The sequence below is a fragment of the Vibrio maritimus genome, from assembly GCF_021441885.1.
Lineage (GTDB): Bacteria > Pseudomonadota > Gammaproteobacteria > Enterobacterales > Vibrionaceae > Vibrio > Vibrio maritimus_B.
The window spans coordinates 1,384,705-1,409,084 of the sequence record NZ_CP090438.1; the positions used below are offsets into that span (position 1 = coordinate 1,384,705).

23 protein-coding genes are annotated in these 24,380 nt (G+C 46.2%); 14 read left to right on the forward strand and 9 right to left on the reverse strand.

Translation table 11 applies throughout. The annotated features are described in order from the left end of the window. Positions 1-106 precede the first annotated feature (106 nt). The 3 genes from LY387_RS06350 to LY387_RS06360 all read left to right on the forward strand — a co-directional run bounded on the left by LY387_RS06350 (position 107) and on the right by LY387_RS06360 (position 2,440). Positions 107-685 carry a nuclear transport factor 2 family protein gene (locus LY387_RS06350; protein WP_234495731.1) on the forward strand — a complete coding sequence of 193 codons (579 nt, stop codon included), beginning with the start codon at positions 107-109 and terminating at the stop codon, positions 683-685. A 39-nt stretch (positions 686-724) separates the two neighbouring features. Continuing rightward, positions 725-1,687, forward strand: a complete 963-nt coding sequence (locus LY387_RS06355; protein ID WP_234495732.1) for an NAD(P)H-dependent oxidoreductase — start codon at positions 725-727, stop codon at positions 1,685-1,687. A 66-nt stretch (positions 1,688-1,753) separates the two neighbouring features. Next, entirely contained in the window at positions 1,754-2,440 is a 687-nt protein-coding gene (locus tag LY387_RS06360; RefSeq protein ID WP_234495733.1) for an SDR family NAD(P)-dependent oxidoreductase, read from the forward strand. 44 nt (positions 2,441-2,484) lie between these two features. Here LY387_RS06360 and LY387_RS06365 read toward each other — a convergent pair whose 3' ends face one another. Together LY387_RS06365 and LY387_RS06370 are read right to left on the reverse strand one after the other, a co-directional pair. Beyond that, entirely contained in the window at positions 2,485-3,855 is a 1,371-nt protein-coding gene (locus tag LY387_RS06365) for an L-serine ammonia-lyase (protein WP_234495734.1), read from the reverse strand. A 14-nt stretch (positions 3,856-3,869) separates the two neighbouring features. Then, on the reverse strand, positions 3,870-5,411 hold the full coding sequence (locus tag LY387_RS06370) for a sodium:solute symporter family transporter (protein ID WP_234495735.1): 1,542 nt from the start codon (positions 5,409-5,411) through the stop codon (positions 3,870-3,872). Between the two features lie 337 nt (positions 5,412-5,748). Between LY387_RS06370 and LY387_RS06375 the strand changes: the two genes are divergently transcribed. The 9 genes from LY387_RS06375 (at position 5,749) to dkgB (ending at position 15,734) form a co-directional block, all read left to right on the forward strand. Then, positions 5,749-7,053 (forward strand): MFS transporter, encoded by a 1,305-nt coding sequence (locus tag LY387_RS06375; protein WP_234495736.1) that lies wholly within the window; start codon positions 5,749-5,751, stop codon positions 7,051-7,053. A 133-nt stretch (positions 7,054-7,186) separates the two neighbouring features. After that, positions 7,187-8,203: a nuclear transport factor 2 family protein gene (locus LY387_RS06380; RefSeq protein WP_234495737.1), complete on the forward strand. Its 1,017-nt coding sequence runs from the start codon at positions 7,187-7,189 to the stop codon at positions 8,201-8,203. A 147-nt stretch (positions 8,204-8,350) separates the two neighbouring features. After that, positions 8,351-9,454 carry a porin gene (locus LY387_RS06385; RefSeq protein ID WP_234495738.1) on the forward strand — a complete coding sequence of 368 codons (1,104 nt, stop codon included), beginning with the start codon at positions 8,351-8,353 and terminating at the stop codon, positions 9,452-9,454. 190 nt (positions 9,455-9,644) lie between these two features. Next, positions 9,645-10,649, forward strand: coding sequence for a LacI family DNA-binding transcriptional regulator (locus LY387_RS06390; RefSeq protein WP_128648872.1), 1,005 nt, complete (start codon positions 9,645-9,647; stop codon positions 10,647-10,649). Between the two features lie 162 nt (positions 10,650-10,811). Next, the gene (gene zwf, locus LY387_RS06395) at positions 10,812-12,314 is read left to right on the forward strand and encodes a glucose-6-phosphate dehydrogenase (RefSeq protein WP_234495739.1); all 1,503 of its coding nucleotides are present in this window, start codon (positions 10,812-10,814) and stop codon (positions 12,312-12,314) included. A gap of 95 nt (positions 12,315-12,409) precedes the next feature. Continuing rightward, a complete protein-coding gene (gnd, locus tag LY387_RS06400; protein WP_234496066.1) occupies positions 12,410-13,858 on the forward strand; it encodes a decarboxylating NADP(+)-dependent phosphogluconate dehydrogenase in 1,449 nt (482 codons plus the stop codon). Positions 13,859-14,070: 212 nt separating this feature from the next. Continuing rightward, positions 14,071-14,439 carry a hypothetical protein gene (locus LY387_RS06405; RefSeq protein ID WP_042472390.1) on the forward strand — a complete coding sequence of 123 codons (369 nt, stop codon included), beginning with the start codon at positions 14,071-14,073 and terminating at the stop codon, positions 14,437-14,439. Between the two features lie 136 nt (positions 14,440-14,575). Continuing rightward, positions 14,576-14,812, forward strand: a complete 237-nt coding sequence (locus LY387_RS06410) for a hypothetical protein (RefSeq protein WP_042472393.1) — start codon at positions 14,576-14,578, stop codon at positions 14,810-14,812. A 115-nt stretch (positions 14,813-14,927) separates the two neighbouring features. Next, positions 14,928-15,734 (forward strand): 2,5-didehydrogluconate reductase DkgB, encoded by an 807-nt coding sequence (gene dkgB / locus LY387_RS06415; RefSeq protein ID WP_234495740.1) that lies wholly within the window; start codon positions 14,928-14,930, stop codon positions 15,732-15,734. Between the two features lie 67 nt (positions 15,735-15,801). On the opposite strand, the gene LY387_RS06420 is transcribed toward dkgB, so the two are convergent. From LY387_RS06420 to LY387_RS06450, 7 genes are all read right to left on the reverse strand, one after another. Further along, entirely contained in the window at positions 15,802-16,149 is a 348-nt protein-coding gene (locus tag LY387_RS06420) for a YajD family HNH nuclease (RefSeq protein ID WP_042499543.1), read from the reverse strand. Between the two features lie 8 nt (positions 16,150-16,157). Then, positions 16,158-16,766, reverse strand: a complete 609-nt coding sequence (locus LY387_RS06425) for a CDP-alcohol phosphatidyltransferase family protein (protein WP_234495741.1) — start codon at positions 16,764-16,766, stop codon at positions 16,158-16,160. Next, a complete protein-coding gene (locus LY387_RS06430; RefSeq protein WP_234495742.1) occupies positions 16,759-17,406 on the reverse strand; it encodes an ATP-binding cassette domain-containing protein in 648 nt (215 codons plus the stop codon). The genes LY387_RS06425 and LY387_RS06430 overlap by 8 nt, the downstream gene beginning before the upstream one ends. Beyond that, a complete protein-coding gene (locus LY387_RS06435) occupies positions 17,372-19,078 on the reverse strand; it encodes an ABC transporter permease (RefSeq protein WP_234495743.1) in 1,707 nt (568 codons plus the stop codon). Before LY387_RS06435 ends, LY387_RS06430 begins: the two co-directional genes overlap by 35 nt. Positions 19,079-19,099: 21 nt before the next feature. Further along, positions 19,100-20,227, reverse strand: a complete 1,128-nt coding sequence (locus tag LY387_RS06440) for an ABC transporter substrate-binding protein (RefSeq protein ID WP_419153443.1) — start codon at positions 20,225-20,227, stop codon at positions 19,100-19,102. A gap of 299 nt (positions 20,228-20,526) precedes the next feature. Further along, positions 20,527-20,751, reverse strand: a complete 225-nt coding sequence (locus LY387_RS06445) for a hypothetical protein (RefSeq protein ID WP_234495745.1) — start codon at positions 20,749-20,751, stop codon at positions 20,527-20,529. A 135-nt stretch (positions 20,752-20,886) separates the two neighbouring features. After that, a complete protein-coding gene (locus LY387_RS06450; protein ID WP_234495746.1) occupies positions 20,887-21,165 on the reverse strand; it encodes a hypothetical protein in 279 nt (92 codons plus the stop codon). A gap of 303 nt (positions 21,166-21,468) precedes the next feature. On the opposite strand from LY387_RS06450, the gene LY387_RS06455 reads away from it, so the two are divergent. Next, positions 21,469-22,740: a diguanylate cyclase domain-containing protein gene (locus LY387_RS06455; protein WP_234495747.1), complete on the forward strand. Its 1,272-nt coding sequence runs from the start codon at positions 21,469-21,471 to the stop codon at positions 22,738-22,740. 317 nt (positions 22,741-23,057) lie between these two features. Further along, positions 23,058-24,242 (forward strand): D-alanyl-D-alanine carboxypeptidase family protein, encoded by a 1,185-nt coding sequence (locus LY387_RS06460; RefSeq protein ID WP_234495748.1) that lies wholly within the window; start codon positions 23,058-23,060, stop codon positions 24,240-24,242. Positions 24,243-24,380 lie beyond the last annotated feature (138 nt).

The following is a 24,380-nucleotide window of genomic DNA, read 5'->3' on the forward strand; positions in this document are numbered from 1 at the left end:
TATTAGTTATAGACTAATAATGATTTAGATAAATGTCATCTAATCTTTATTAATGGTTAGCGCTAAACTTGTTTGCAAGTTAAGTCACCACACACAAGGAGCCATTATGAAAGGATTCAACTACGTCGCTATGCTTAGCACCGCGATCTTTACATTGTCATCAAGCACATTGTCAGCAAGTGAGTTGGCAAGCTCAGGAGTCGAGAATATGAAAGCGAAACAAGATGCCGTTGAAATTAACCAGCCTCAATATTGGCCTAAACCTGAAAACCCAGTTGCAAAAGGATCTGAGGACAGCGAAGCACTTAAGGTTGTACAAGGCTTCTTTGCTGCTTATGGACAAGGGGATTTGGAAGGTATTCGTGAGTTCGTTGCCGAAGATGTCGAGTGGCATATTCCTGGTCGTCATGCGCTTGCAGGTACTAAACGTGGCATTACGGAGTTTACCGAGTTTTTCGCCAAGCTTGGTGAAGCAGGCTTCAAAGCCGAAGTGATGATTTTGGCAGCGAACGATACCTATGTCATTGATGCACATAGAGGATACAGCACTGCTGCAGGCGATAATGTGGATTTAAATTGGATCCTACTTTATCAAATTGAAGATGGGAAAATTAAACGAGTTCAGAACTTCTCTGGGGACGTGTACACCTCAGATGCCTTCTTCAACGCTTTTTTTGCTGACTAACAGCACGATTACAAACAGAATTTATTTGAGAGAAAAACTATGAGCCAAGTACTTGTTATTTCTGGTCACCCAGAGCTTGATTCGTCATACACCAATAAAGTCATCCTAAACCAGCTTAGCGATAACATTTCTGACATCGAAGTACGTCGCCTTGATACTTTGTACCCAGACTACAAGATTGATGTTGAAGCGGAGCAGCAAGCGATGATCAAAGCCGATGTTATCGTCCTTCAGTTCCCTTTCTACTGGTATTCAATGCCGGCTTTGTTGAAGAAGTGGATGGACGACGTGTTGAGCTTCAACTTCGCGTATGGTCCAGAAGGTGACAAGCTCAAAGGTAAAGATTTCATTCTCTCGTTTACGGTGGGTGGTCCTGAGGAGTCCTACGATCCGCTTGGGTATAATCACTTCACTATTGAAGAAATGCTTCGTCCTATGCAGCAAACGGCTTATCTTGCGGGCATGAATTACATCAAGCCAATCTATACTCATCGTATGGTGTACATTCCGGGTGTGTATAACAAGCTTGAAGAAGTGGAAGCTCGTGCGCGTGACCATGCAACGCGAGTCGAAGCGCAAATTGAGGATTTGATTTACTCGCCAGAGAATCGTATTCAGAAGTTTGTTGCGAACTGGTTTGCTAAGTTCGACCGCCTTGAAGAGTCGACAGAACAGTTTACGCGCTATTTGGCCGAGGATGTTAAGTGGACAGTACCGGAAGGTGAGTTCATTGGACATGAAGGCTTCAGAGATTGGTATGCGATGGTTCGCAAGGTCTTTAAACCGGATTGTGACCATGTGGTGGAACAAGTCGAGGTGAAGGAGTCGGAGTTGGGTTATGTCGCTGAACTTAGAATCCGATTGATCGCGGAGACGTTTGATGACTCTCCAATGAAGGGCGATGACATTAACTTGTTAGTCAATGAAACTTGGCAAGTGAGTTTTGATAGCAATGGCGATGTTCATATCCATAGCTACGAAGTGATACCCGTTAACTCTTAATGTGCTTGTCGCTGCGTCGTCAGTTCTTCGGAATTGACGGCGCGCAAATCATAGCTGGAGGACAGAATGAACGAGAACAAAGTAGCGTTAGTAACTGGTGGTAATCGCGGGATTGGACTGGCGATCGTCAAAGGTTTAGCTGAGCACGGCTTTGACGTTGTTCTTGGTTGTCGAGATCTCAGTCAAGGAGACGCAGTTGCGAGTGCCATCGGGGCTAATGTTGTTGCGGTGGAACTTGATTTATCAACCCATGAATCGCGACAGCGAGCGCTAGCACACATTTCAGAGCGCTTTCCAAAGATAGACGTTTTAGTCAACAACGCTGGTGTGCTTGAGGAAACGCCTTTTGCACAGCTTTCAAATGACGCGCTAATGTCGTCGATGCAAACCAATGCTTTCGCTGCGTTTGAGTTAACTCAGTACTTTGCCAACCAAATGGCAAGCAATGGCTATGGGCGCATTGTCAATATCTCGTCGGGTTGGGGCGCATTTTCCGATGGCCTAACGGGGCCTGCAGCCTATTCAATCAGCAAGGCGACGCTTAACGCGATGACGAAAGTCGCTGCAAACAGCTATAGCGGAGATATCAAGATCAATGCGATGTGTCCGGGTTGGGTACGGACTGACATGGGCGGAATGAGCGCCACTCGTTCACCGGAAGAGGGTGCTGAGACAGCCATTTGGCTCGCGATGTTGGGCAGTGATGCCCCAACAGGTCAGTTCTTCCGAGATAAAAAGCAGATTGATTGGTAAGAAAAACGGCAGCTCAATGAGCTGCCGTTTTGATCGACAACTGATTATTCACAAGGTGGAGCAAGGTGAATCAGTGCTAAACCGCCTTGAGAAGTCTCACGATATTTCTTATTCATATCTTTACCAGTCTGGTACATGGTATCAATGACTTTATCGAGAGAGATTAGGCATTTGCTGGTACGCTTAAGCGCCATACGAGAAGCGTTAATCGCTTTCATCGCACCCATTGCGTTACGCTCAATACATGGAACCTGCACCAAACCACCGATAGGATCGCAAGTCATACCGAGAGAGTGCTCCATAGCGATTTCTGCAGCGATGCACATTTGCTCGTTACTGCCGCCACGAAGTGCCGTGAGACCTGCTGCTGCCATTGAAGAGGACACACCAACTTCACCCTGACAACCTACCTCAGCACCTGAAATAGAAGCATTGGTCTTGTACAAGATACCGATAGCGCCGGACACAGCAAGGAAGTCTTTAAGCTGTTTGGTATCCAGTTCTTTGATGAATCTGTGGTAGTACATCAAGACGGCAGGAATAACGCCAGCCGCACCATTAGTCGGTGAGGTGACCACTTGACCGCCCGCTGCGTTTTCTTCACTGACAGCAAACGCAAACAGGTTAATCCAATCCATGATCTCCATTGGATCGTTTTCTACTGCTGCGTTAGCTTCCAGCTTCTTAAGAAGGTTAGGGGCACGACGAGTCACGTTTAGACCGCCATCCAAGATACCTTCCGTTTCAAAGCCGCGCTCCATACAGCGCGTCATCACACGCCAAATCTGCTCAGCTTTCTCATTGATATCTTCGATGTCTTTAAACGCAAGTTCGTTACGAAGCACCATACCGCCAAGACTCATGCCGTTCTTCTCGGCAAGTGCTAGCATCTCATCAGCGCTAGTGAATGGATACTCAACGCTGACTTCTTGCTCGTCTTTGCCGTGTTGCAACTCATGTTCCGTCGCGATGAAACCGCCACCGATTGAGTAGTAGGTTTCGAAACCAACGCGATTGCCTTCTTTATCAAAAGCGGAGATCGTCATGCCGTTTTCATGGAGAGGGAGGTTTTCTTCATGAAACAACATGTCTGTTTTGTAGTCGAATGCGATGGTATGCGTGCCAGCAAGAGGCAGTTCGCCCTCATCAATCGCTTTCTTCATAGCTTGGTTAGCACTAGAAATCTTGATGGTGTCTGGCTTGTTGCCAAGTAGACCTAAGATTGTCGCTCTATCGGTGTGGTGACCAATACCCGTTAAAGAGAGCGAACCATAGAGGTCAACCTGTACACGATTTACCTTATCAAGGTTGTCAGCAATGAGCTTTGTGAACTGATAGCCAGCGATCATTGGGCCATTCGTGTGGGAACTTGAAGGGCCGACACCAACTTTATATATGTCGAAGATGGACAACATAACTTATTACCTTATTACAGCAGTACTGAACCAAGCCAGTCGGGGATATATAGACAAATAACCACAGTGAACGCTGCGAAGACAAATAGCCCGTAGTGGCTGGCTTTTGGCTTAGCGATCAAGTGCTTCTGTTTATGAATAAAGTCTAGCTGTTTGGGCGTTACTTCGCCCCATTTATAGCTAGTGGTCAATCCTACGACCAAAAATACCAAAGTCCCTATTGGTGCAAACCACGGCCACGCGATGTCCATTCCTTTGGCAGCAAATACGGCGACCATGCTAACAATACTTCCGAGAATAATGCCTTTTTCGTTGGCTTTCTTAGACGCTATTCCTAACACAAAAGAGCCAAGACGAATACCTACAAAAATTGAGGTCAGACTAGCGATCGTCTTTAATACGGATTCGTTGGATACCGCCAAAATTGCCGGTACAACCACCGAAGCGGCTGCGACTAAACTCATTTTTCTCGCGGTGCTTTCGTAATGGGCATCTTCAGCATCGGTTTTAATAAAGCGCTTATAAATATCAAATGTCGCTACGGTCGCCATTGAGTTGTAGGTTGAATCCAGTGTCGACATCGCGGCGGCTGCTAATGCTGAAATGATCAAACCAATAATAATCGGATTGGTGTGGTTAAACACAAAATCCAAGATGACTTCATTCTGGTTATCAAAGACTTGACCATCGTAAAACAGGTTGAGCAGGACACCTAAGACTGCGAACAGTAGATAGATAAAAAACGCGCCGTAGCCGCAAAGCAGCATCGACTTTTGGGCTGTATTGACGTCTTTCGTGGCCAAAGTTCTCTGGATAATAAGCTGGTTAGTGCCGTAAACACTCAGATGCAGAAACGCAACGGCAACTAACCCTGCCCAGAGTGTTGTATCAACACTTGGATCCATACTCAGGTTGATGACGTTGAGCATCTCAGGTGTCGATTTCACGCCGCTATCTATGTCGAAAATCAAAATAAAGAAGATAGCGATAGTACCAATGACTAGGATCAGCGACTGAAGCATATCTGTCCAAATGACCGTCGAAATACCGCCGGCATAGGTGTAAATAGCGGTGAATACGCTTATACACAAAATCGCTTGGGTAATGGTGATGGGTAACACCTGAACCAGAATTAGCGACACCGCATACAAGATGACACCTGCGGAGATACATTGCACCACAAGAAAAACGATTGAGTTGATGGTTCTGGCATAGATACCAAAACGCATCTCTAGATATTCATAGATAGAAGTCAGCTTGAGCTTGTAGAAGATAGGAACGAAAAACACCACGGTGAAAAAGATCACCAAAGGGTAGTTGAGGTGGATCGCCATCGCTTCCATCCCAGTTCCATAAACCCAACCGGGCATTCCGATAAAGGTCATTGCACTTATATAAGTCGCGAGAATGGATACTCCCGCTGTAAACCAACCGAATTGACGTCCACCTGTCGAAAAGTCTCCACCCGTTTTCAGCTTCCTATTTACTAAGTAGCTGATAAATATGGTTGTTGTAATGTATAGGGCGATTACAACGAGGCTTGAGTACGTAACCATTCTTGATTATTCCAAAACATCTTTTGCTTCAAATTCGAGTGGATTCTATCGTCATTGTAGGCGAATGATACAGTTCTGAGTCAATAAATGTGAGATTTATCGACTAAACTGACTATAAAGACATCAAAATGGCGAAATTTGCGTGTTAGTGTGATCGTCATCACTAAAATTTGCACTTTGGGTGCGTATTCATTGGTTTTTGATATGGATCACGGATCTTTAAACCACAAAAAAAGTAAGATTCATCTCGCAGGACGGGGGCAGTCAAACAAAGTTTAGAAACACTGTGCTCGCCATTAAAAACACTATACCTAATTAAAATAAGGGTTTAACGGCTATGACCGCTAAAAAACACATGAGCGAAGTTCCAATGATACAAAGGGTAGCTGCCTACTTAGCTATCTTGGTTGGTTACTTCTTTTACTGTTATAACTTTGTAATTATTGACTACGTACGCCCCTACATCGTTGAAGCGTACGACGGAATTAGCTTGTCGGATACGGCTCAGTTCTACACATGGCAGTCCGTTGGTGCCCTGATTGGTGCATTAAGCTGTGCTTGGTTCGCAACCAAGTTTGGTAAAAAGAACACCCTGATTGCTATTACTGCACTAAACGGTGGCGCAACCATCATCAATATGATGTTTACCGACTACGCTACATGGGCTGCAATGCGTTTCATCATCGGTCTATCGTTGGGTGGCTACTTCACGGTTGCTGTTTCATTGATGATTGGTCTATTCACACCAACTGTGCGCGGTAAGTTGACGGCCTTTGCATCTTCTATGTTCTCTGTCGCTTTGATGGTAATGGGTGCGTATGCAGCATTTATCACAAGCATCGATGCTCCATGGCAAAGCCTCATGTGGGTTGGCGGTGTGCCACCACTAGCGGCAGCTGTACTAATGATCTTCGTTTTACCAAGCGACAAGAAAGTGATTGCTTACGGCGAAGAAGAGCAAGCGAAGGCTGAAGCTTCAAAAGACTCTAACGTGACAGCGAAGAAAGGTTCTTGGGGCGAGATGCTAAGCAAGCCTTACCGCACTATCACAATTACTTGTTTGCTACTTGCAGGTCTGAACTTCTACGGCTTCCAGTTCTTCGGTGGTTTCGTAACGACTTACCTACGTGAAGTTCGTATGTTTGACGGTGCAACAATCGGTCTTATCTTCTCCATCTCAGCATTTGGCTCGCTATTTGGTGCTTGGTTCTGGGGTTGGGCGGCAGACAAATTTGGTCGTAAGGTGAACGCATTTGGTTTCATCCTAGCCGGTATCATGGTGTCAATCTTCTTCATCGCACCGGGTGACATGGTTATTGGCGGCCTGAACATGCTTGCTATCCTTGGCCTGATTTATAACTTCGGTCTGTCTTCATCAGCGGTATGGGGTGGTTACTTCTCAGAGCTATTCCCAGCACACCTTCGTAGCTACGGTGCAGCACTGTTCCACGGTGGTCGTATCCTAGGTATGTGGGCACCAATGGTACTTATCTTTATCCAAGAGCGTACCGACCTACAAACGGCAATGTGGGGTTCACCAATCGTATGGATCATCGCAGGTCTTCTATGGCTAACACTGCCAGAGACACTGAAAGGCGGCGTGTTCCACAAAGAGAAGAAAGCAGAAAAAGCGAGCGCTTAGTTAAAGAGCTTAGTCTTTAAAGAACTTAGTCGACGGGTAGATTCTCTCCGGTATCTGAAGATACCTGTCGACAACCTAACTTAATTACGAGTCCTGTTCCAACACCGACTCATCATTAATAAGAGAGATGATTATGTCTAAATATCAAGAAGCAAAACGCGTTGTACGTGAATACTTCGACGCAATGGAAAACGCAACGCACGAAAACGTTGCTGAAGTACTAAAAGCTCACACTTCAGAAGATTACCTATGGCGTGGTGTTTACCCATTCCGTGAGCAAGAAGGTGCGGAAGCAGCTGCAGAAGTTTTCTGGGCTCCTTTGATGAAATCTATGACTCGCATGCAACGTCGCCAAGATATCTTTATCGGCGGTGAAAACGAAGTAACTTCAGGTGAAATCTGGGTTATGAGCATGGGTCACTTCATGGGTCTATTCGATGCTGAATACCTAGGTATGCGTCCAACAGGCAAAATCATGAACATCCGTTACGCTGAATTCAACTGCGTAGAGAACGGTAAAATTACTAAAACAGGTCTTTTCCTAGACCTACTAGGTGTGATGGATCAAGCAGGCTGCTACCCACTTCCACCGTCAACAGGTAAGCACTTCACTTACCCTGGTCCTCGTAACCACGACGGTCTACTGTTTGAAGATGCAGCGCCTGAAGAAGGTCAAGCAACTCTAGATCTAGTAAACAAGATGGTTGCTGACCTTTCTGCACTTAACGACAGCGGCGCTATGGGTTGTCCACCAGAAGTACTAGCGAAGAGCTGGTCTGAAGACATGATCTGGTACGGTCCATGTGGTATCGGTGCATCTTACACAATTCCTCGTTACCAACAGCAGCACCAGCTTCCGTTCCGTAACAACCTAAAAGACAAGAAGTTCAACGGCCACGTATGTCGTTTCGCAGAAGGCAGCTTCTCTTGCTTCTTCGGCTGGCCAAACCTATCTAACACGCCAATCGGTGGTTTCCTAGGTATGACTGGCGGCGAGGTTCGTGCAGACATGCAAGTAGTAGACGTTTACTACCGTGACGGCGACAAGCTATCTGAGAACTGGGTACTGATCGACCTTCCTTACTGGCTAAAACAGCAAGGTCTAGACGTGTTCGAGCGTACTTCAAGCATCCTAAACCCTTCTCTATAAGAGCAATACCTACGGCTTGAGCGCCCTCTCAACCTCAAGCCTGCTCCCAACCGATGCCACAGGACGTGGCATCGTTTTTCCTGATTATTATTTTTTAACGGGCTGTTAGGCACGGAGGCTTTCTATTGCCTGTAAAGTAGGAAGCAAATGAAAAAGTCTGCATTAAGTGTACTAGTGGTAACTGCACTTACTTCTGCCTCTGCAATGGCCGCACACACTTTTACCAATGAAAATGGTGACTCTTTAACTATTGATGGCCGTTTTGAGGTTCGCTACCAAAACAAAGCACGCAATTTTGATGACACAGCTGGTGAGTATGAAGCTCGCACTGATGAATTCAACAGTGGTAGTTCTCGTTTCGGATTCAAAGGCGTTAAGCAACTTGAAAATGGTTGGCAAGGCTTTGGTCACGCAGAGTGGGGTTATAACTCTTCTTCGACTGCCAATGACATCTACAGCCGACTTCTATACGCAGGTGTAGAACACGAAAAGTGGGGCAAAATCGCTGCAGGTACTAAGCAGTGGAGTACTTTCTATGATGTGGCTTGGTACACCGACTTAGGTCGTACCTATGGTTCACGTGGTACTGGCTATTACAATCTAGCGGATTGGGGTATTGCTTCAGGCACAGGTCGTGCTGAAAACTCTATTACTTATCGTAATAACGTGGGTGGTGACTGGAAATACGGCTTCACTTACCAAACAACACGTAACGATGTTGCTTTAGCTGGCAATGCAACTGCAACATTGAAAAACGGTATGGGCGCTTCTACCTCTTACTCGTTTGAAAATGGTCTAACGCTTGGTTTGGCGTATCACCAGAATGAGCTTACAGATATCGAGAATGCATCTAATATCAACGATGGCGACATTCAACGTATCGCGCTGCTTGGTGCGAACTATTCTCTAGGCGGCTTCTATGTTGGTGCGACATACAGCGAAGGCTCTAACTGGGAAGTAAACGATAACGCTGAGTTTTATGACTCGCGTGGCGCAGAGCTATACACCTACTACCACTTTGAAAACGGTCTTCGTCCAACGCTTAACGTTAACTACTTAACTAGCAAAGATGACAATGGTAATGGCTACGAGCGTCAAACCATCATTCCAGGTCTAGAGTATCACTTTACAAAGAACACCTTCCTTCTTTGGGCTGAATACCAGTTTGACCAAGGTAATGACCAATACGTGCAAGACCACTACGATAACCGCGACAACCAGTTCTCTGCGGGTATCCGTTACTACTTCTAATAACTTGTTCCCTCAACCTGTTGCAATTTGGGAACAGGTAATTGCTGCAGGTTGATGGGTACAACCCATTTTAGATGGTATTTATGTGCTAAAGCCTTACATTTAAACGATGTAAGGCTTTTCTGTTTATGCATACGTACCAAATTATGCTACATTTAGCGCCATTGGCTCGGTGAATTAAACAAAATAAATGAATATTCCAAAACAGACGGTCACGTCAAAAGATGTCGCTAAACTCGCAGGGGTGTCACAATCGACGGTATCCCGTGTGTTTGTTGAAGGGAGCTCTGTCGCAGAAAAGACCAAACAAAAGGTGTTTGAGGCAGCAAAAGCACTCAACTACCGCCCCAATGCGTTCGCGCGAAGTCTGACGACCAATCAGTCTAAACTTATCGGCTTAGTCTTCCCAGATGCGGATTATCCCATCCATATGAAAACGCTGCAGCTCATTAGTAGCGAGTTGCAAAAAATTGGTTACTCAGCGGTGCTCATTCCATGGCAAGTTGATGGAGAGAACCAGCACTCGATTCCCAACATTTTTCAGTATCGCGTTGACGGTGTTATTGCCGCTTCCGCGACGTTCAATACCGCGCTTTACGATGAGTGCGAAGAGTTTAATATTCCTATCGTGCAATACGCCCGTGTCGTAGAAGGAACTAAGAGTAGTTATGTGATCAGTGATAACTATTCGGCAGGGCAAATCGCTGCACAGCGCTTTGCGGATAGCAAGTTGTCCGACGTCGTTTATCTAACGGGTGAAGTACCGACCTTGACCAACCAAGAGCGCGTTAATGGTTTTTGCGATGAGTTTCAATCGCTAACTGGCAAGACCCCTAAAGTCGTTGAAGCCAACTACGATTATGGTGGCGCGCTAGAAGAGATCCGTGCATTGCTCAAGAGTGGGGCAAAGCCACAAGGTGTGTTCTGCGCGACAGACAACTTAGCTATGGCATTCATGGATATTGCTCGTTTCGAGTTTGATTTGAAGATCCCTGAAGATGTTCAGGTGATTGGCTTCGATGACATACCGCAAGCGACTTGGCTAAGTTACGAGCTGTCGACATTCCGCCAAGACTTCACTCGCCTCGCCAGAGAATCGGTAAAAATCATTTCAAATCAAATCAAAGAGAAGGACTCAAGTTTGGTTCGCTTGATGGTCCCTGTACGCTTTATTGAGCGAAATAGCACTAACTAGGCCCTAACATCTCTAAACTGACTATAATAGTCGTGGTCAGACCTTATCATTTGAGTGAATTTGCCTATCCTTTGGATAGGCAAAACTTATTTTCTTTTTATCTAGCACGCTGTTAACATTGGCGTCCGCTAAACAATTGCCCCCATTGTCTAAGGAAAAAAGATGGTAATACCTGAAAATAGTAGCATCGTGATCTTTGGTGCTTCAGGCGACCTTACGTACCGTAAGTTGATCCCTGCTCTTTACCATTTGTATGCCAGCGACCAGCTGCCAAAATCATTTGCTATTCTTGGTGTGAGCCGCACTCAATACAGTGACGAATCATACAGAGAGAAACTCAAAGCTTCTCTTCAAGAGATGGAGAAGACAGAGCCAGAAACGCTAGAAGCATTCTGTAACCATCTTCATTATCAAGCGATTGATACCTCTGATACTCAAGATTACGCGAAACTCGCAACCCGCCTTGATGACGTTGCAAACCAATACGGCTTTGAACAACGCAACACGCTATTCTATTTGGCGACACCGCCAAGCCTTTACAGCATTATTCCAGCAAGCCTAGCGGCTCACGGTCTTAATGATGAAAGCCAAGGCTGGAAGCGTCTAATCATCGAGAAGCCATTTGGTTATGACCTTGCGTCAGCGCGACAGCTCGACAAAGAGATCCACGAGCACTTCCAAGAGCATCAAATCTATCGTATTGACCACTACCTAGGTAAAGAGACGGTTCAGAACCTACTTGTTCTGCGTTTCTCGAACGCGATGTTTGAGCCACTCTGGAACCATCAGTACGTTGATTATGTAGAAATCACGGGTGCTGAGTTCTTAGGTGTTGAGGAGCGTGGCGGCTACTACGATGGTTCGGGTGCAATGCGTGACATGTTCCAAAACCACTTGCTGCAAGTACTCGCAATGGTAGGCATGGAATCTCCGGCACAAATTAACGCGGACGCAATTCGTAACGAAGTGGTTAAGGTGCTGCAATGCCTGCGCCCGCTTTCGGAAGATGACTTGCGTAACAACCTAGTGCTGGGTCAGTACACAGAATCTAATGTGCGTGGACAGTTCCTACCGGGCTACCGTGATGAGCACGGTGTAGCGGACGATTCACGTACAGAGACTTATGTTGGTTTGAAGATGTTTATCGATAACTGGCGCTGGAATGGTGTTCCTTTTTATGTCCGCACAGGTAAACGTTTGCCGACTCGTGTCACTGAGGTGGTGATTCACTTTAAACAAACGCCGCACCCAGTGTTTGGTAAAGACGCACCTGAAAACAAGCTTATTATCCGAATTCAACCTGATGAAGGCATTCAGATGAGCTTTGGCTTGAAAGAGCCAGGAGCTGGCTTTAACGCCAAAGAAGTGAAGATGAACTTCCACTACGCGTCACTTCAAGAAACGCAAATGCTAACCGCTTATGAGCGTCTTCTATTAGATGCACTTAATGGTGACGCGACACTATTTGCGCGTAGTGATGCAGTAGAAGCGTGCTGGGAGTTTGTACAACCGATTCTAGACTTCAAACAAGATCCACAAGCGCTATTTGGCTATGCATGTGGTACTTGGGGTCCTAAAGAGTCTGATCAACTGCTTCATAACGATGGTCGCGCTTGGCGCTTCCCATGTAAGAACCTAACAGACACAGATTACTGCGAACTGTAATCACAAGATTATGTCGCGCTGGGAGAGCTGCACAACTTGGCGCGACCAAAAATTTCAAAGCAGCAAGTTAAGTTGCCGAATTGATGGAGAGAATGATGAAAGGTGATATTGGTGTAATTGGTCTGGCGGTAATGGGTCAGAACCTTATCCTAAACATGAATGACCACGGCTTTAAAGTTGTGGCTCACAACCGTACTGCTGCAAAAGTTGACGAGTTCCTAGAAGGTCCAGCGAAAGGCACAAATATTGTTGGCGCATACTCACTAGAAGAGCTAGTTGAGAAGCTAGAATCGCCACGTAAAGTGATGCTTATGGTACGTGCTGGTGACGTTGTCGATAAGTTCATCGAAGCTCTAGTTCCACTACTAGATAAAGGTGACATCATCATTGATGGTGGTAACACGAACTACCCAGATACAAACCGCCGCGTTGCTGCTCTTCGTGAGAAAGGCATCCACTTCATCGGTACCGGTGTTTCTGGTGGTGAAGAAGGCGCACGTTTTGGACCTTCAATCATGCCTGGTGGCGCTGCAGAAGCTTGGGAAGCGGTTAAGCCTATCTTCCAAGGTATCTCTGCAAAAACTGACGCTGGCGAGCCTTGCTGTGACTGGGTTGGTAACGATGGTGCAGGTCACTTCGTTAAGATGGTACACAACGGTATCGAATACGGCGACATGCAGCTGATCACTGAAGCGTATCAGTTCATGAAAGACGGTCTAGGCATGTCTGCTGACGAAATGCAGGCAGTGTTTGCTGACTGGAACAAAACAGAACTAGACAGCTACCTAGTAGAAATTACTGCTGACATTCTTGGCTACAAAGATGAAGACGGCGAGCCATTAGTAGAGAAGATCCTTGATACTGCGGGCCAAAAAGGCACAGGTAAATGGACAGGTATCAACGCACTTGACCTAGGTATTCCGCTAACGCTTATCTCTGAGTCTGTATTCTCTCGTTGTCTGTCTGCTCTTAAAGACCAGCGCGTTGAGGCTGAGTCTCTATTCGGTAAAACAATCACGCCAGTAGAAGGTGACAAGCAAGAGTGGGTTGATGCACTTCGTCAAGCGCTACTCGCTTCTAAGATCATCTCTTACGCTCAAGGTTTCATGTTAATGCGTGAAGCATCAAACGAGAACGGCTGGGATCTAAACTACGGTAACGTAGCTCTGATGTGGCGTGGTGGTTGTATCATCCGCTCTGCATTCCTAGGCAACATCCGTGATGCTTACGAAGCGAACCCAGATATCGCATTCCTAGGTTCTGATGAGTACTTCAAAAATATCCTTCAAAGCAGCCTAGCGGCATGGCGTAAAGTAGCAGCGAAATCTCTAGAGGCAGGCATCCCAATGCCATGTACGATTTCTGCGCTATCTTTCCTAGATGGCTACACAACAGCGCGTCTGCCAGCGAACCTGCTTCAAGCTCAACGTGACTACTTCGGTGCTCACACTTACGAGCGTACTGATCGTCCACGTGGTGAGTTCTTCCACACTAACTGGACTGGTACGGGCGGCGACACTGCGTCTACAACTTACGACGTGTAAGCGGTTTAAGATACAAAGCTAATTCGAGCCTCGCTATCAAGCGAGGCTTTTTTTTTGCGCATTATACAACCGTCAAGGGTGGTGGAGCTTGATCTATTCGAATCCGATATAACTTCTAATTTAGGCGGAAATAAGCCGTCTGTCATAATGTGCCATGACAATGATGTTTACATTGGTTCGTCCGTTTATCGGTCAACCTATAAGGATATTTTATGAGCACATACCTCAACATACTCTCTGCGGAACCGGAGTTGATGAGCAAATTAACTCGCTCTCCTCTTCTTGATTTATCAACGGCAATTGAACTAACGCCACTGGATGGTCGACCTACTTATGCGTTTTATGGGGATAAGATTGAAAACCACTCTTCGTTAGAAAGACTATCTCGTGAGCAACCGGGAGAGGGCATTTACTATCGCTATACCAATACCGAGCTTAATGGTGCCGATAGTGGTCTGGTAAACTACCGTGAAGGCATAACTCGAGTTCTACTTAAATACCTCAATGACCAGTCGGATTCGCTGAGCTATCAAAGAGAGTTACTCGACGAAACGCAAGCAATCATACCTACACCGAAATAAGTTACCTCTCTTTATCAACCTAACAGGCGCTGGCTCAATCATTAACTAATCGTCAACGCCTGTTTAGAAACTCAAAACCACCTTCCCAATTAGCGCGATACACTTAGCCACACGATACGATTTGAGGATAGAGCTAGTGAAACAATCGCCAATTAAAGAATTTTTCCTAAAACAAGCGCAAGAGTGGAAAGAGCAGGGTTTTACCTGTCGAATGATGGCGCTTGAAATGCAAAAGCATGGCTTGTACGTGGGTTGGTACATGAGTGACATCCAATCTCGACTGAATGGCTACACGGTGCGCTATTGTACAGAGGTCGGTAAAGTTCGCTCGTCGCCTTATGGTTGGTCTAAAGTCTACAAGTTAATCGAATAGCACTCAGTTGGTTACCTTTGCACCGAACGCAATAAACATTTGTGATTTTGGTAGTAAATCGAACGTACACATACTGCTAGACTGACGGGACAACAATCAAAACTAAGGAGAAGTTATGTCCCTTTCTATTCCAACGCTTGGTGCGGGTACATTTCGCTTAAAGGGTGATGACGCTTACAACTCAGTAAAAATGGCTCTTGAGGCTGGCTACCGTCACATCGATACCGCTCAAATCTACGGAAACGAGAAAGAAGTAGGGCAAGCGATTGCTGACTCGGGTATCGCACGTGATGAGCTTTTTGTGACAACAAAGATCTGGATGGATAAGCTTGGCAAAGGCTCTTTCATCCCAAGCCTTGATGAGAGTTTGAAAGATCTACAACTCGAACACGTTGATCTCCTTCTTATTCACTGGCCGCTAAAAGATGAGGCAGTGCCAATGGAGGAGTACCTTCAAGAGCTCAAGCATGCTCAAGATTCTGGTTTGGCACGATATATCGGCGTGTCGAATTTTACGGTAGCGCAAATGAAGCAGGCGATTGAGATTCTTGGTGAAGGCGTGCTTTACACCAATCAGGTGGAAGTGCACCCATACTTGCAGAACGCTCAAGTTGTCGATTTCTGCAAGCAGAACGAGATGATTGTGACAGGCTACATGCCGTTCGCCTATGGTGATGTATTGAAAGATGGCTCTATTAAGCACATCGCTGAAAAGCACGGTGCGACTCCTGCACAAGTCGTGCTTGCTTGGATGGCTAAGTCAGGTTTTGTCACTATCCCATCGTCGACGAAAAAGGCAAACATCGAGAGTAACTTAGGTTATGTTGATGTTGTGCTAAACGATGAAGATATGGCAACGATTGCTAACCTAGATCGTGGTCACCGCTTAGCGAACCCTGATTTCGCACCAGAGTGGGACTAGATTTAGTATTTTATTCACAGCGATTCTAACGAAAAACGTCAGGCATTTGCCTGACGTTTTTTTATCGCTACTTCTTTTTCATCATATTGGCGAGATCGGCAAAAGGGTTGTGAGTAGCCGCTTGGTGATTATCTTCGCCGGGCTTCACTTCGCTGCCGTAAAGCTCATGCTCTGTATATTTTGAATGCTCATGGTCGTGGCAGTACAAGCACAATAGTTCCCAGTTACTCCCATCTTCAGGGTTATTTGTGTGGTCATGGTCTTTGTGATGAACTGTGAGTTCGCGTAGGTTTGAATAGACAAACTCACGAGCGCAGCTACCACAAACCCAAGGGTATAACTTAAGTGCCTTTTCACGATAGTCGCTCTCTTTACGCGCGTAGGCGGCACTGGTACCGAAATAGTCAGAAGACATGCTGTTCCTTACTCTTTTAACGTGTGGAAGCCTGAGAAAATGCGAGTGAATGTGGTAAACCAGCAAGCGGTACCAAATACAAACGCAATCGCCGCAAAGTGTTGCGGGAACAAGCAAAGTAGCACAAAACACCCTATGGTTTCTGTGCCTTCAGTCAAACCGCTCATGTAATAGAGCGATTTGTGTTGATAGACAGGGTTTTCAATGCCTCGTTTTCCAGCCATAACGGCAAACGCCAAGAAGCTAGTTCCGGTTCCGATGAATGAAAAAATGAGAAACGCACCGGCAATGGCATTTTGTTCCGGATTTGCGATAACAAAGCCAAACGGAATTAGAGAATAAAACAAGAAGTCGAGGCTGATGTCGAGAAAACCGCCGGCATCACTGATTCCTTGTATTCGAGCCAGTGCTCCGTCTAATCCATCGCAAATACGATTAAGAACAATGAGGACAAGGGCAAGTGAGTACTGCTCATAAGCGAGAGCAGGGAAGGCTAAACAGCCAAGAGCAAAACCGAATAAGGTGGTTTGATTTGCAGTAATGCCCGCTTGGTTTAATACTCTCGCCGACTGCGCTAGTGGCCAACGAATGACTTTGATACTCAATCGATCAAGCATGTGCATTCTCCCATGGCCATTTGAGTACTTGGCTGCCTTGAGGGATATCATCTTCATCGTGCGTCACCATTAGGGTAGGGATGTTAGCCTGCTTTAATTGCTCGATTACCCAGTCGCGAAACTGTACTCGTAGTTCCTTATCAAGTTTGCTAAAGGGTTCATCCAATAAGGCAACCTCGGGCTCTGCGAGCAGCATGCGGGTTAGGCTGATTCGGGCTCGTTGTCCTCCGGAAAGTTGCTCTGGATATTGCTCAGCAAGTTTCGAAAGTCTGACTTTACTTAGTGCTTCCATCGCTTGATCTTTGCGATTCGACCCTTTGATCTCATTGGGCAAAGCAAACGCTAAATTCTCCCAAACATTCAGGTGAGGAAACAGCAAGTCGTCTTGGAAAAGTATGCCAACACGACGCTTGTGAGGAGGCAAGGTGTCGATTCGCTGCCCATTGAGCTGAACCTGTCCCGAGTAGGTGAACTCAGGTGCAAGGTGACCGGCGACAACATCGAGCAAGGTCGATTTACCGCAGCCACTGGGTCCCATCAAAGTCAGAATGGCTCCTGAGTCGATAGAGAAGTTGCAATTAGAAAACAGCACCTCACCATCACGCTTACGGATGGCGAGGTTTTCTAGCAAGAGCGTCATTAACTAACAATCCTTTAAATTTAATTCGGCGATAACGGGTGTGAAGGCGATTAACCAGCACCGCAATGGTGAAAAAGAGCAGAGGCAATAGAGCTTGGAATAGCGCATATATCGCGGTAACACGTCTATCAAACCCGCTCGAAAGAGCAACTGCTTCGGTTGTTATGGTCGCTATACGTCCTGCGCCTAGCACCAGTGTTGGTAAATACTGAGCCAGACTCACGCTGATACCGATCGCCCATGCAAAGACGATTGCAGGAAGCAGCAATGGCAGTTTGATGTGAAACCAAGTATAAAGCGGGCTTTTACCCAGACTCATTGAAGCCTTAGTGAGTTGGTCGTTGAACCCTCGCCAAGGCCCGTCCAGCGATAAATAAACAAATGGAAACGCGAAGAAGACGTGAGACCAACACACCCAGAATAGATACGCGTTGTCATTGAGTATCAGGGTCGCGACTTGCAAACCAAATAGAATACTCAGTTGCGGAAGTAACATCGGAATCGCAATCACATAGCCCGGTACCTGCAGACGATACTTGTTTCGATACTCATGCCCAACGATGGCAAGTATCAATGCAATCGAAGCAGATATTATCGCGATGGTTAGACTCTGGCTGATTACGCTAGTCATCCCTTCCCATTCATACTCCCAAAATCGCATTGTATAGCGTGATGGCAACAAATCGGGGAATCGCCAGCGCTGAGCAAACGTCCAGATAATAGTAAGCGGTACCATGGCGGTGACGATGCCGGCAATAACTATAAATAGTGATTTTCCCGGAAGGCGAATTGCGTAGCGTCCAGAATATTGCCATTGATTCGCGTATTTGACGACGACAAACTCAATCAGTCTAGCCAAGCCGATGAGTAGTGTTGCAATGACAAACAAAATAACGGCACCCGCACTGGCTCTTGGAAGTAGGTTGAGGTCTGGATCGTTGAACCACTGCCATACAAGAACGGCAAACGTAGGCGGGTTCGTCGGGCCAATAATCAAGGCAACATCAACGACAGATAGGCTATACGCGATGACAGCGAGCATCGGAAAGCGGATCTTCGCAAACCATTGAGGTAGGATGATTTTCCACCATGCCGCCGCCTCCGAATAACCAAGCGACGAAGCGATCTTCAATGATTCACACACTTTCAGTTGGCGTAATATTGGAATACTCATCAGCAGAAGAAAGGGCACTTCTTTGATGGCAAGCATCAAGGTCAGTCCGATGCCGTAGGGATCTTTTACTAACCAAGGCGCATCACTAAGGCCGGATTGGCTACTGGCTCCAAAGAGCTCAACAAGTGCCCGTGCCCCAAACCCTGTTGGAGAGAACAGAAACGCAAAGCCGATGGCAAACGCAACGTGTGGCAGCGCCAGAAGTGGCGATAGTGCCAGTTCAATCTTTTTCCACCAACGACTGTTCCAACTCGCCGCGATAATGGCAAAAGCGAGGAAGCATGCAAAGTAGCTGCTCACAATGGCTGTGGTAAAGGTGAGCGCGATGGACTTTTCGACACCTTGCCACGCGAAAACATCGGTAAATCCAGTGACGCTAAACTCATTCAGGTTGAGCGGAGGAATGTAACCGAGTGAAGCCACTACCACACCCGCAAGGCCGGGTATGGTAGGGAGAATGCAGACAACAACCAATATGGCGTACAACAGTCTTAGCATAATCGTTAACTCTAGTCTCGGTTAGCTGCCGTAACGTTTGAGCCATTCTTGCTCAAGCGCACTTTGCCAGCTTGGATGAGGTTCGGCAACGGATTTGAACTGTTGAGTCTTAGCTGCGCTACCTTTTAGATATTGCTTGTTCAACACAGAAGGGTCACCCCAGACGTTGATGTCGCCCTTGCGCGATTGCGCCTCTGGGCTTAACAAGAAGTTTATGGCAACGAGTGCGCCTTCTTTAGCGTTAGCATTCCATGGTACAGCTAAGAAATGGATGTTGGACAGAGCGCCGCTTTCCATTGCATAAGCCGTTGTGGTGTCACTGAGATTGCCACTTGCTTGTGCCGAATACACCGCATTTGGATTAAACGTAATCGCAAGATCAATCTGTCCATCATCAAGCAGTTGGATAGTTTCTGCCGTGCCAGCAGGGAATTGCTTACCACCGCGCCATGCGACTTTGTGGAACTCATCAAGGTAGTTCCATAGAGGCTGAGTGACACCTGCAAAGTCTGCTTGGTCCACTGGTTTAGCTAATGAAGGGTCGTTATCAGTGAGTTCGATAAGTAGTGACTTTAGAAAACTGGTCCCATGGAACTCCGGTGGCTTTGGATAGCTGAGTTTATTTGGATAGGCTTTTGCATAGTTCAGCATCTCCATGTAAGACACGGGTGGATTATTTAGGCTTTGCGTATCATGAATAAAGACTAACTGACCTACACCCCAAGGCGCTTCCAGACCTTCAGTAGGTTCTGAGAAGTCACTATCGACGGGAAGCGACTTATCAACATATTGCCAATTCGGAAGGTCTGAAACAAACGGTCCATAAAGCAGCGCATTGTCTTTCATTGACTTAAAGTTTTCGCCGTTGATCCAAACCATATCGACACTACCGCCGCTGTTTTTGCCAGCGGCTTTCTCTGCCAGTAGACGTGAACCCGTCTCAGCAATATCGGTGACCTTAACATGATTAAAGTTCACGCCGTATTGTGCTTTCAGCTCTTTGCCTGCCCACTGCAAGTAGCGGTTGATCTCTTGGCTTCCACCCCAAGCGTGGAAGTAAACTGACTGTCCCTCTGCTTTCTTAACAACGTCGTCCCAGTTCACATCTTCTGCGAAAGCACTTGATGCTGAAAGTGCGCTTGCAACCATCGCGAGTGAAGAGATGAGCGACGTCTTAAACAATTTATTTTTCATTCTGTTATCCATTTTATGTCGTATGTGGCTAACCTTGCCTAGTTGTTAATAAATGATAGTAAAGGTTGCCGAGCGATAATCAATAGCCTTGGTGCTAACAGTAGAGTTATCACTAGATTCTTATCAGCCAACATGACCGAGACGACACGAAAAAAATTTCAATGCCGTTGAATAAATTAGGATTTTGGAAAGCGAATACAAACGTCTTGTAAGACGTATCGCTGTTTGGGTGGAGTAGAGGGAGCGAGTATCAGTTAAAAACGAGCAATCATACTTTTTAATCTGGCATCGATACAGGTATTGAATGAACGAGTTAGATGCCCCTGCTCAAAGATTTCCACTCTTGCTAACTGAGCGGTTTGATTCGGGCAATCGCTTCCGAGTTCATCGAGGAGCATTCCTATCTGATAAAACTCTAATCGTGCTTCCGTGGTCGGTGTGGCGCTGTCCATTGAGTGGATTCTGACTAGGGCTTTCATAACATGCTCCTCAATTCACGTAGGTCATAAGCGGTTTTACGCTTTCATGAGGAACAGGACCAATGATGATAGATATAAATTTCATTAGGTGAGCTTGATTCCAAAAACTTGGAGACTGTGCTCAGGAATTGTTGGTTAGCTGACCAAGCCGTTACGGACGAGTCCGCGTTTTACGCTCTTGCATAGTTTGCCAAAACGACGCAGTTCTTCAAAGTTTGGAGCGATACCACGATCAAGTGCCGACTCCCAATAGCTGACTTCTGTTTCGACAAGCTCCATCAGCTTTTTTGGGCAGCCGATGCAAGAATTATCGGGCCCACACACAAACGTGTCTTCACTGTAGAGGGGAAGCTCTGCTTTGACTGAATCTATTAGTTCTAGTGTTGCGACCGCAAGGCTGGGTTTAGCGCTCATGTAGATTGGTTCTGGAGTATGTGGGCGTTGATGATAGGCGATGTATGACAGGGTGAACACTGTACAAAATAGGTATATCGAACGATCGTTTCATATTGTCTCAAAATTGAGTAATACATTAATAACGTAAAAATAATACTCTCAAGGTAACCCAGCTTGATTCACTATTAGAGAGCTTCTTAAAGATTTTGAATGAAAAAGCCGCATGTCGACGGCGTTAGTGACAATCTAAAAAACTAGAACAAGAAGCCGCCCGTTGGCAAACAGGGAAGTGTTGTTGATTAAGCGGAAAGTGAGTTTAGTATGGAGAATGAGTCCACTCAGCTGAGTGTTTCGATTCAGCGTCTATTTGATGTTACCCCGGTACCCACTGCAATTAGTGGCCCGTCGGGTAAACTTGAGTATGTGAATCCCGCTTTCACTAAGATGCTCGGTTACACACAAGATGAATTGTTCACTGAGGGAGTTATTATTACCCACCCCGATGATCTTGCACTTAATCTAGACATTCGTGCTCAGCTTCTTGCCAATCCCACGAAACCATTAAAGATTCATAAGCGCTACCGCCATAAAGACGGTCACCCTATTCTCGCTGAGCTCAATATGGCAGCAGAAGTAGATAATAGTGGCAATGTAACTCGACTCATTTCCCAAATCGTTGATCTATCGGGCTCGCGTCAATTTCAAGCGGCTGAACTTCTTCTAAATCAGCTTGTAAGAAAGTCTAATGATGCGATATATGTGGTTGACGCCGAATTTGGCCACATCCTGAATTGCAATGAACTTGCCTACAAAAGACTTGGCTACTCAAAAGAAGAGCTATTGCGGCTCTCTGTTCCTGATATTAACCCGTTATTTCGAAACAGTATGACTTGGCGAGATCATGTTAAGTCGATGCGGATGCATGAGAAAAAACTGATTGAATCGACACATATTAGAAAGGATGGGAGTGAGTTCCCCATTGAGGCAAGCGTCAATATGGTGGAACACAATGGAGACACCTACTTTGTCGCCATTGCGAGGGATATTTCTGAGCGAAAAGAAAAAGAGTTGAGACTATTGGAGGCTCAAAATCTTGATCCTCTGACCGATCTACCCAACCGACGCCTACTGGAGTCCAAACTACACGACTTATTGTGCGAGTGCTGCACTCGGTCTGAAAAAGTTGCGTTTATGTATCTCGACATCGACAACTTTAAGCATATCAATGATACCTACGGGCATGTAGTGGGTGATAAGGTATTGGTGGCGCTTGCCAACAAGCTCAAAGACTTTACAAGGCAATCGGATATTGTCTCTAGGCTAGGTGGTGATGAGTTCCTAGTCGTTCTTCCTGGCCTCAATAGTCGTGCTCATGTACTTAGCCTTGCCGATCATATACTTCAAGTTACGTCACATCCTTTTCATATCGATGACTCTTTGAGTCTAGAAGTAAAACTAAGCCTAGGGGCGACACTCTGTGAAAGTAAGGCTCTTGATGTTGCGAAAGCAGTATCTAGCGCTGATAGGGCAATGTACTTGTCGAAAAAAGCCGGGGGTGGGCAGAGCGCCTTTATTGAATGTGATGATGTTTAGGGCAATTTCTGACACTAATCGCTGCTCATAATATGTCATCTTTGTTACAAGGTGTAGACGTGCAATTCTTTGATAAATGACGTTGGAGCCTTGCTACGCGTGCGTTGATCTTTTTGCTTTGAAGGAGGAGCGAGAATAGGTTTCTCGCTATGGTTGGTAAAACGCAATAAATCTTACAAAAAAACTAAGCCAAGTGACCGATATTATTCTAGTTTGTGGGTAGAGGTTAAATAAATTTCAGCTCCGCGTTCAAATGGCGTCACAAACGCTCATTATCCAGAATCTGCGGGGCTCTCACAGAATAAGGAGTCCGTGAGATGAAAAAACCAATGTCTGCTTTGTTCGCGTCGATTGCACTTTGCTCGTCGGCGACAGCTTTTGCGTTGGTCACACCAAATCCACCTGCACTGAATGCTAAGGGCTACGTCCTTATGGACTACCAGTCAGGGTCTATTATTGTTGGCGGTAATCAAGATGCGGCACTTGCACCAGCGAGTTTGACAAAATTGATGACAGCTTACGTCGTGGGTAAAGAGATCGAAACTGGCAGAACAACATGGGACAGCAAAGTCGCTGTGAGTGAGAATGCTTGGTCAGTCAAATTCCCTGATTCTTCGAAAATGTTCATTAAGCCAGGTGACAACGTCACGGTGGCGGATTTGATGCGTGGATTGATTATCCAATCGGGTAATGACTCCGCTGTCGCTTTGGCAGAGCATGTTGCTGGTACCGAAAGTGGCTTTGTGGCGCTGATGAACCAGTGGGCTGCCAACTTGGGCATGACAAGTACACAATTTATCAACTCACACGGCCTAGATGGACAGGGCATTCACACGACACCAAATGATATGGCGATTCTGATGCGCCACATCATCGAGGATGTGCCAGATGTCTACAAATTGTATTCAGAAAAACGATTCGTTTGGGCTGATATCCAGCAGTACAACCGCAACAGACTTCTTTGGGATAACTCGCTAAATGTAGATGGTGGTAAAACCGGATATACCTCAGAAGCGGGCTACAGTTTGGTTAGCTCGGCGACACAAGGTCAGATGCGTCTTATCTCCGTTGTAATGGGGACGCCAAGTGCACAGACTCGTGTAGAAGCATCAAGGCAGCTACTCAACTATGGATTCCGCTTTTATGAGACAGATCAGCTCGCGGAATCTGACGCAACCGAAGTGACGGCAAAAGTATGGAAAGGGGCGAGTAGCGCTATCCCGTTAGGGTTTGAGCAAGACGTTTACGCGACGTATCTTCGAGGTAACAGTCGTGGCGTGTCTAAGGAAGTGGAGGTCTTCGCTCCACTTATCGCGCCAATCAATCAAGGTGACATCATCGGCAGTGTAACCTGGAAAGTAGGCAACGATGAAATTGCCACTGAACCTCTCGTCGCTAAATCGAGCGTTGAGCAAGGCTCTATCTTTAAGCGTGCTTGGGATACGGTGGTGCTATGGTTCAAGTCGCTATTTACCGATGCTAAGGATCTCTGGGAGCAGTAAGCCAGACAAGTAGATCGTCAAAGTCAAAAAGTGCGTCATCCCCGCGCAGGCGGGGATATACTCGAAGCGCATTGAAAAACTTAAGTTCGTGACTGATCGCATCGGTCCTTTATTTCATCTCCTTGCCTCGCTAGAATA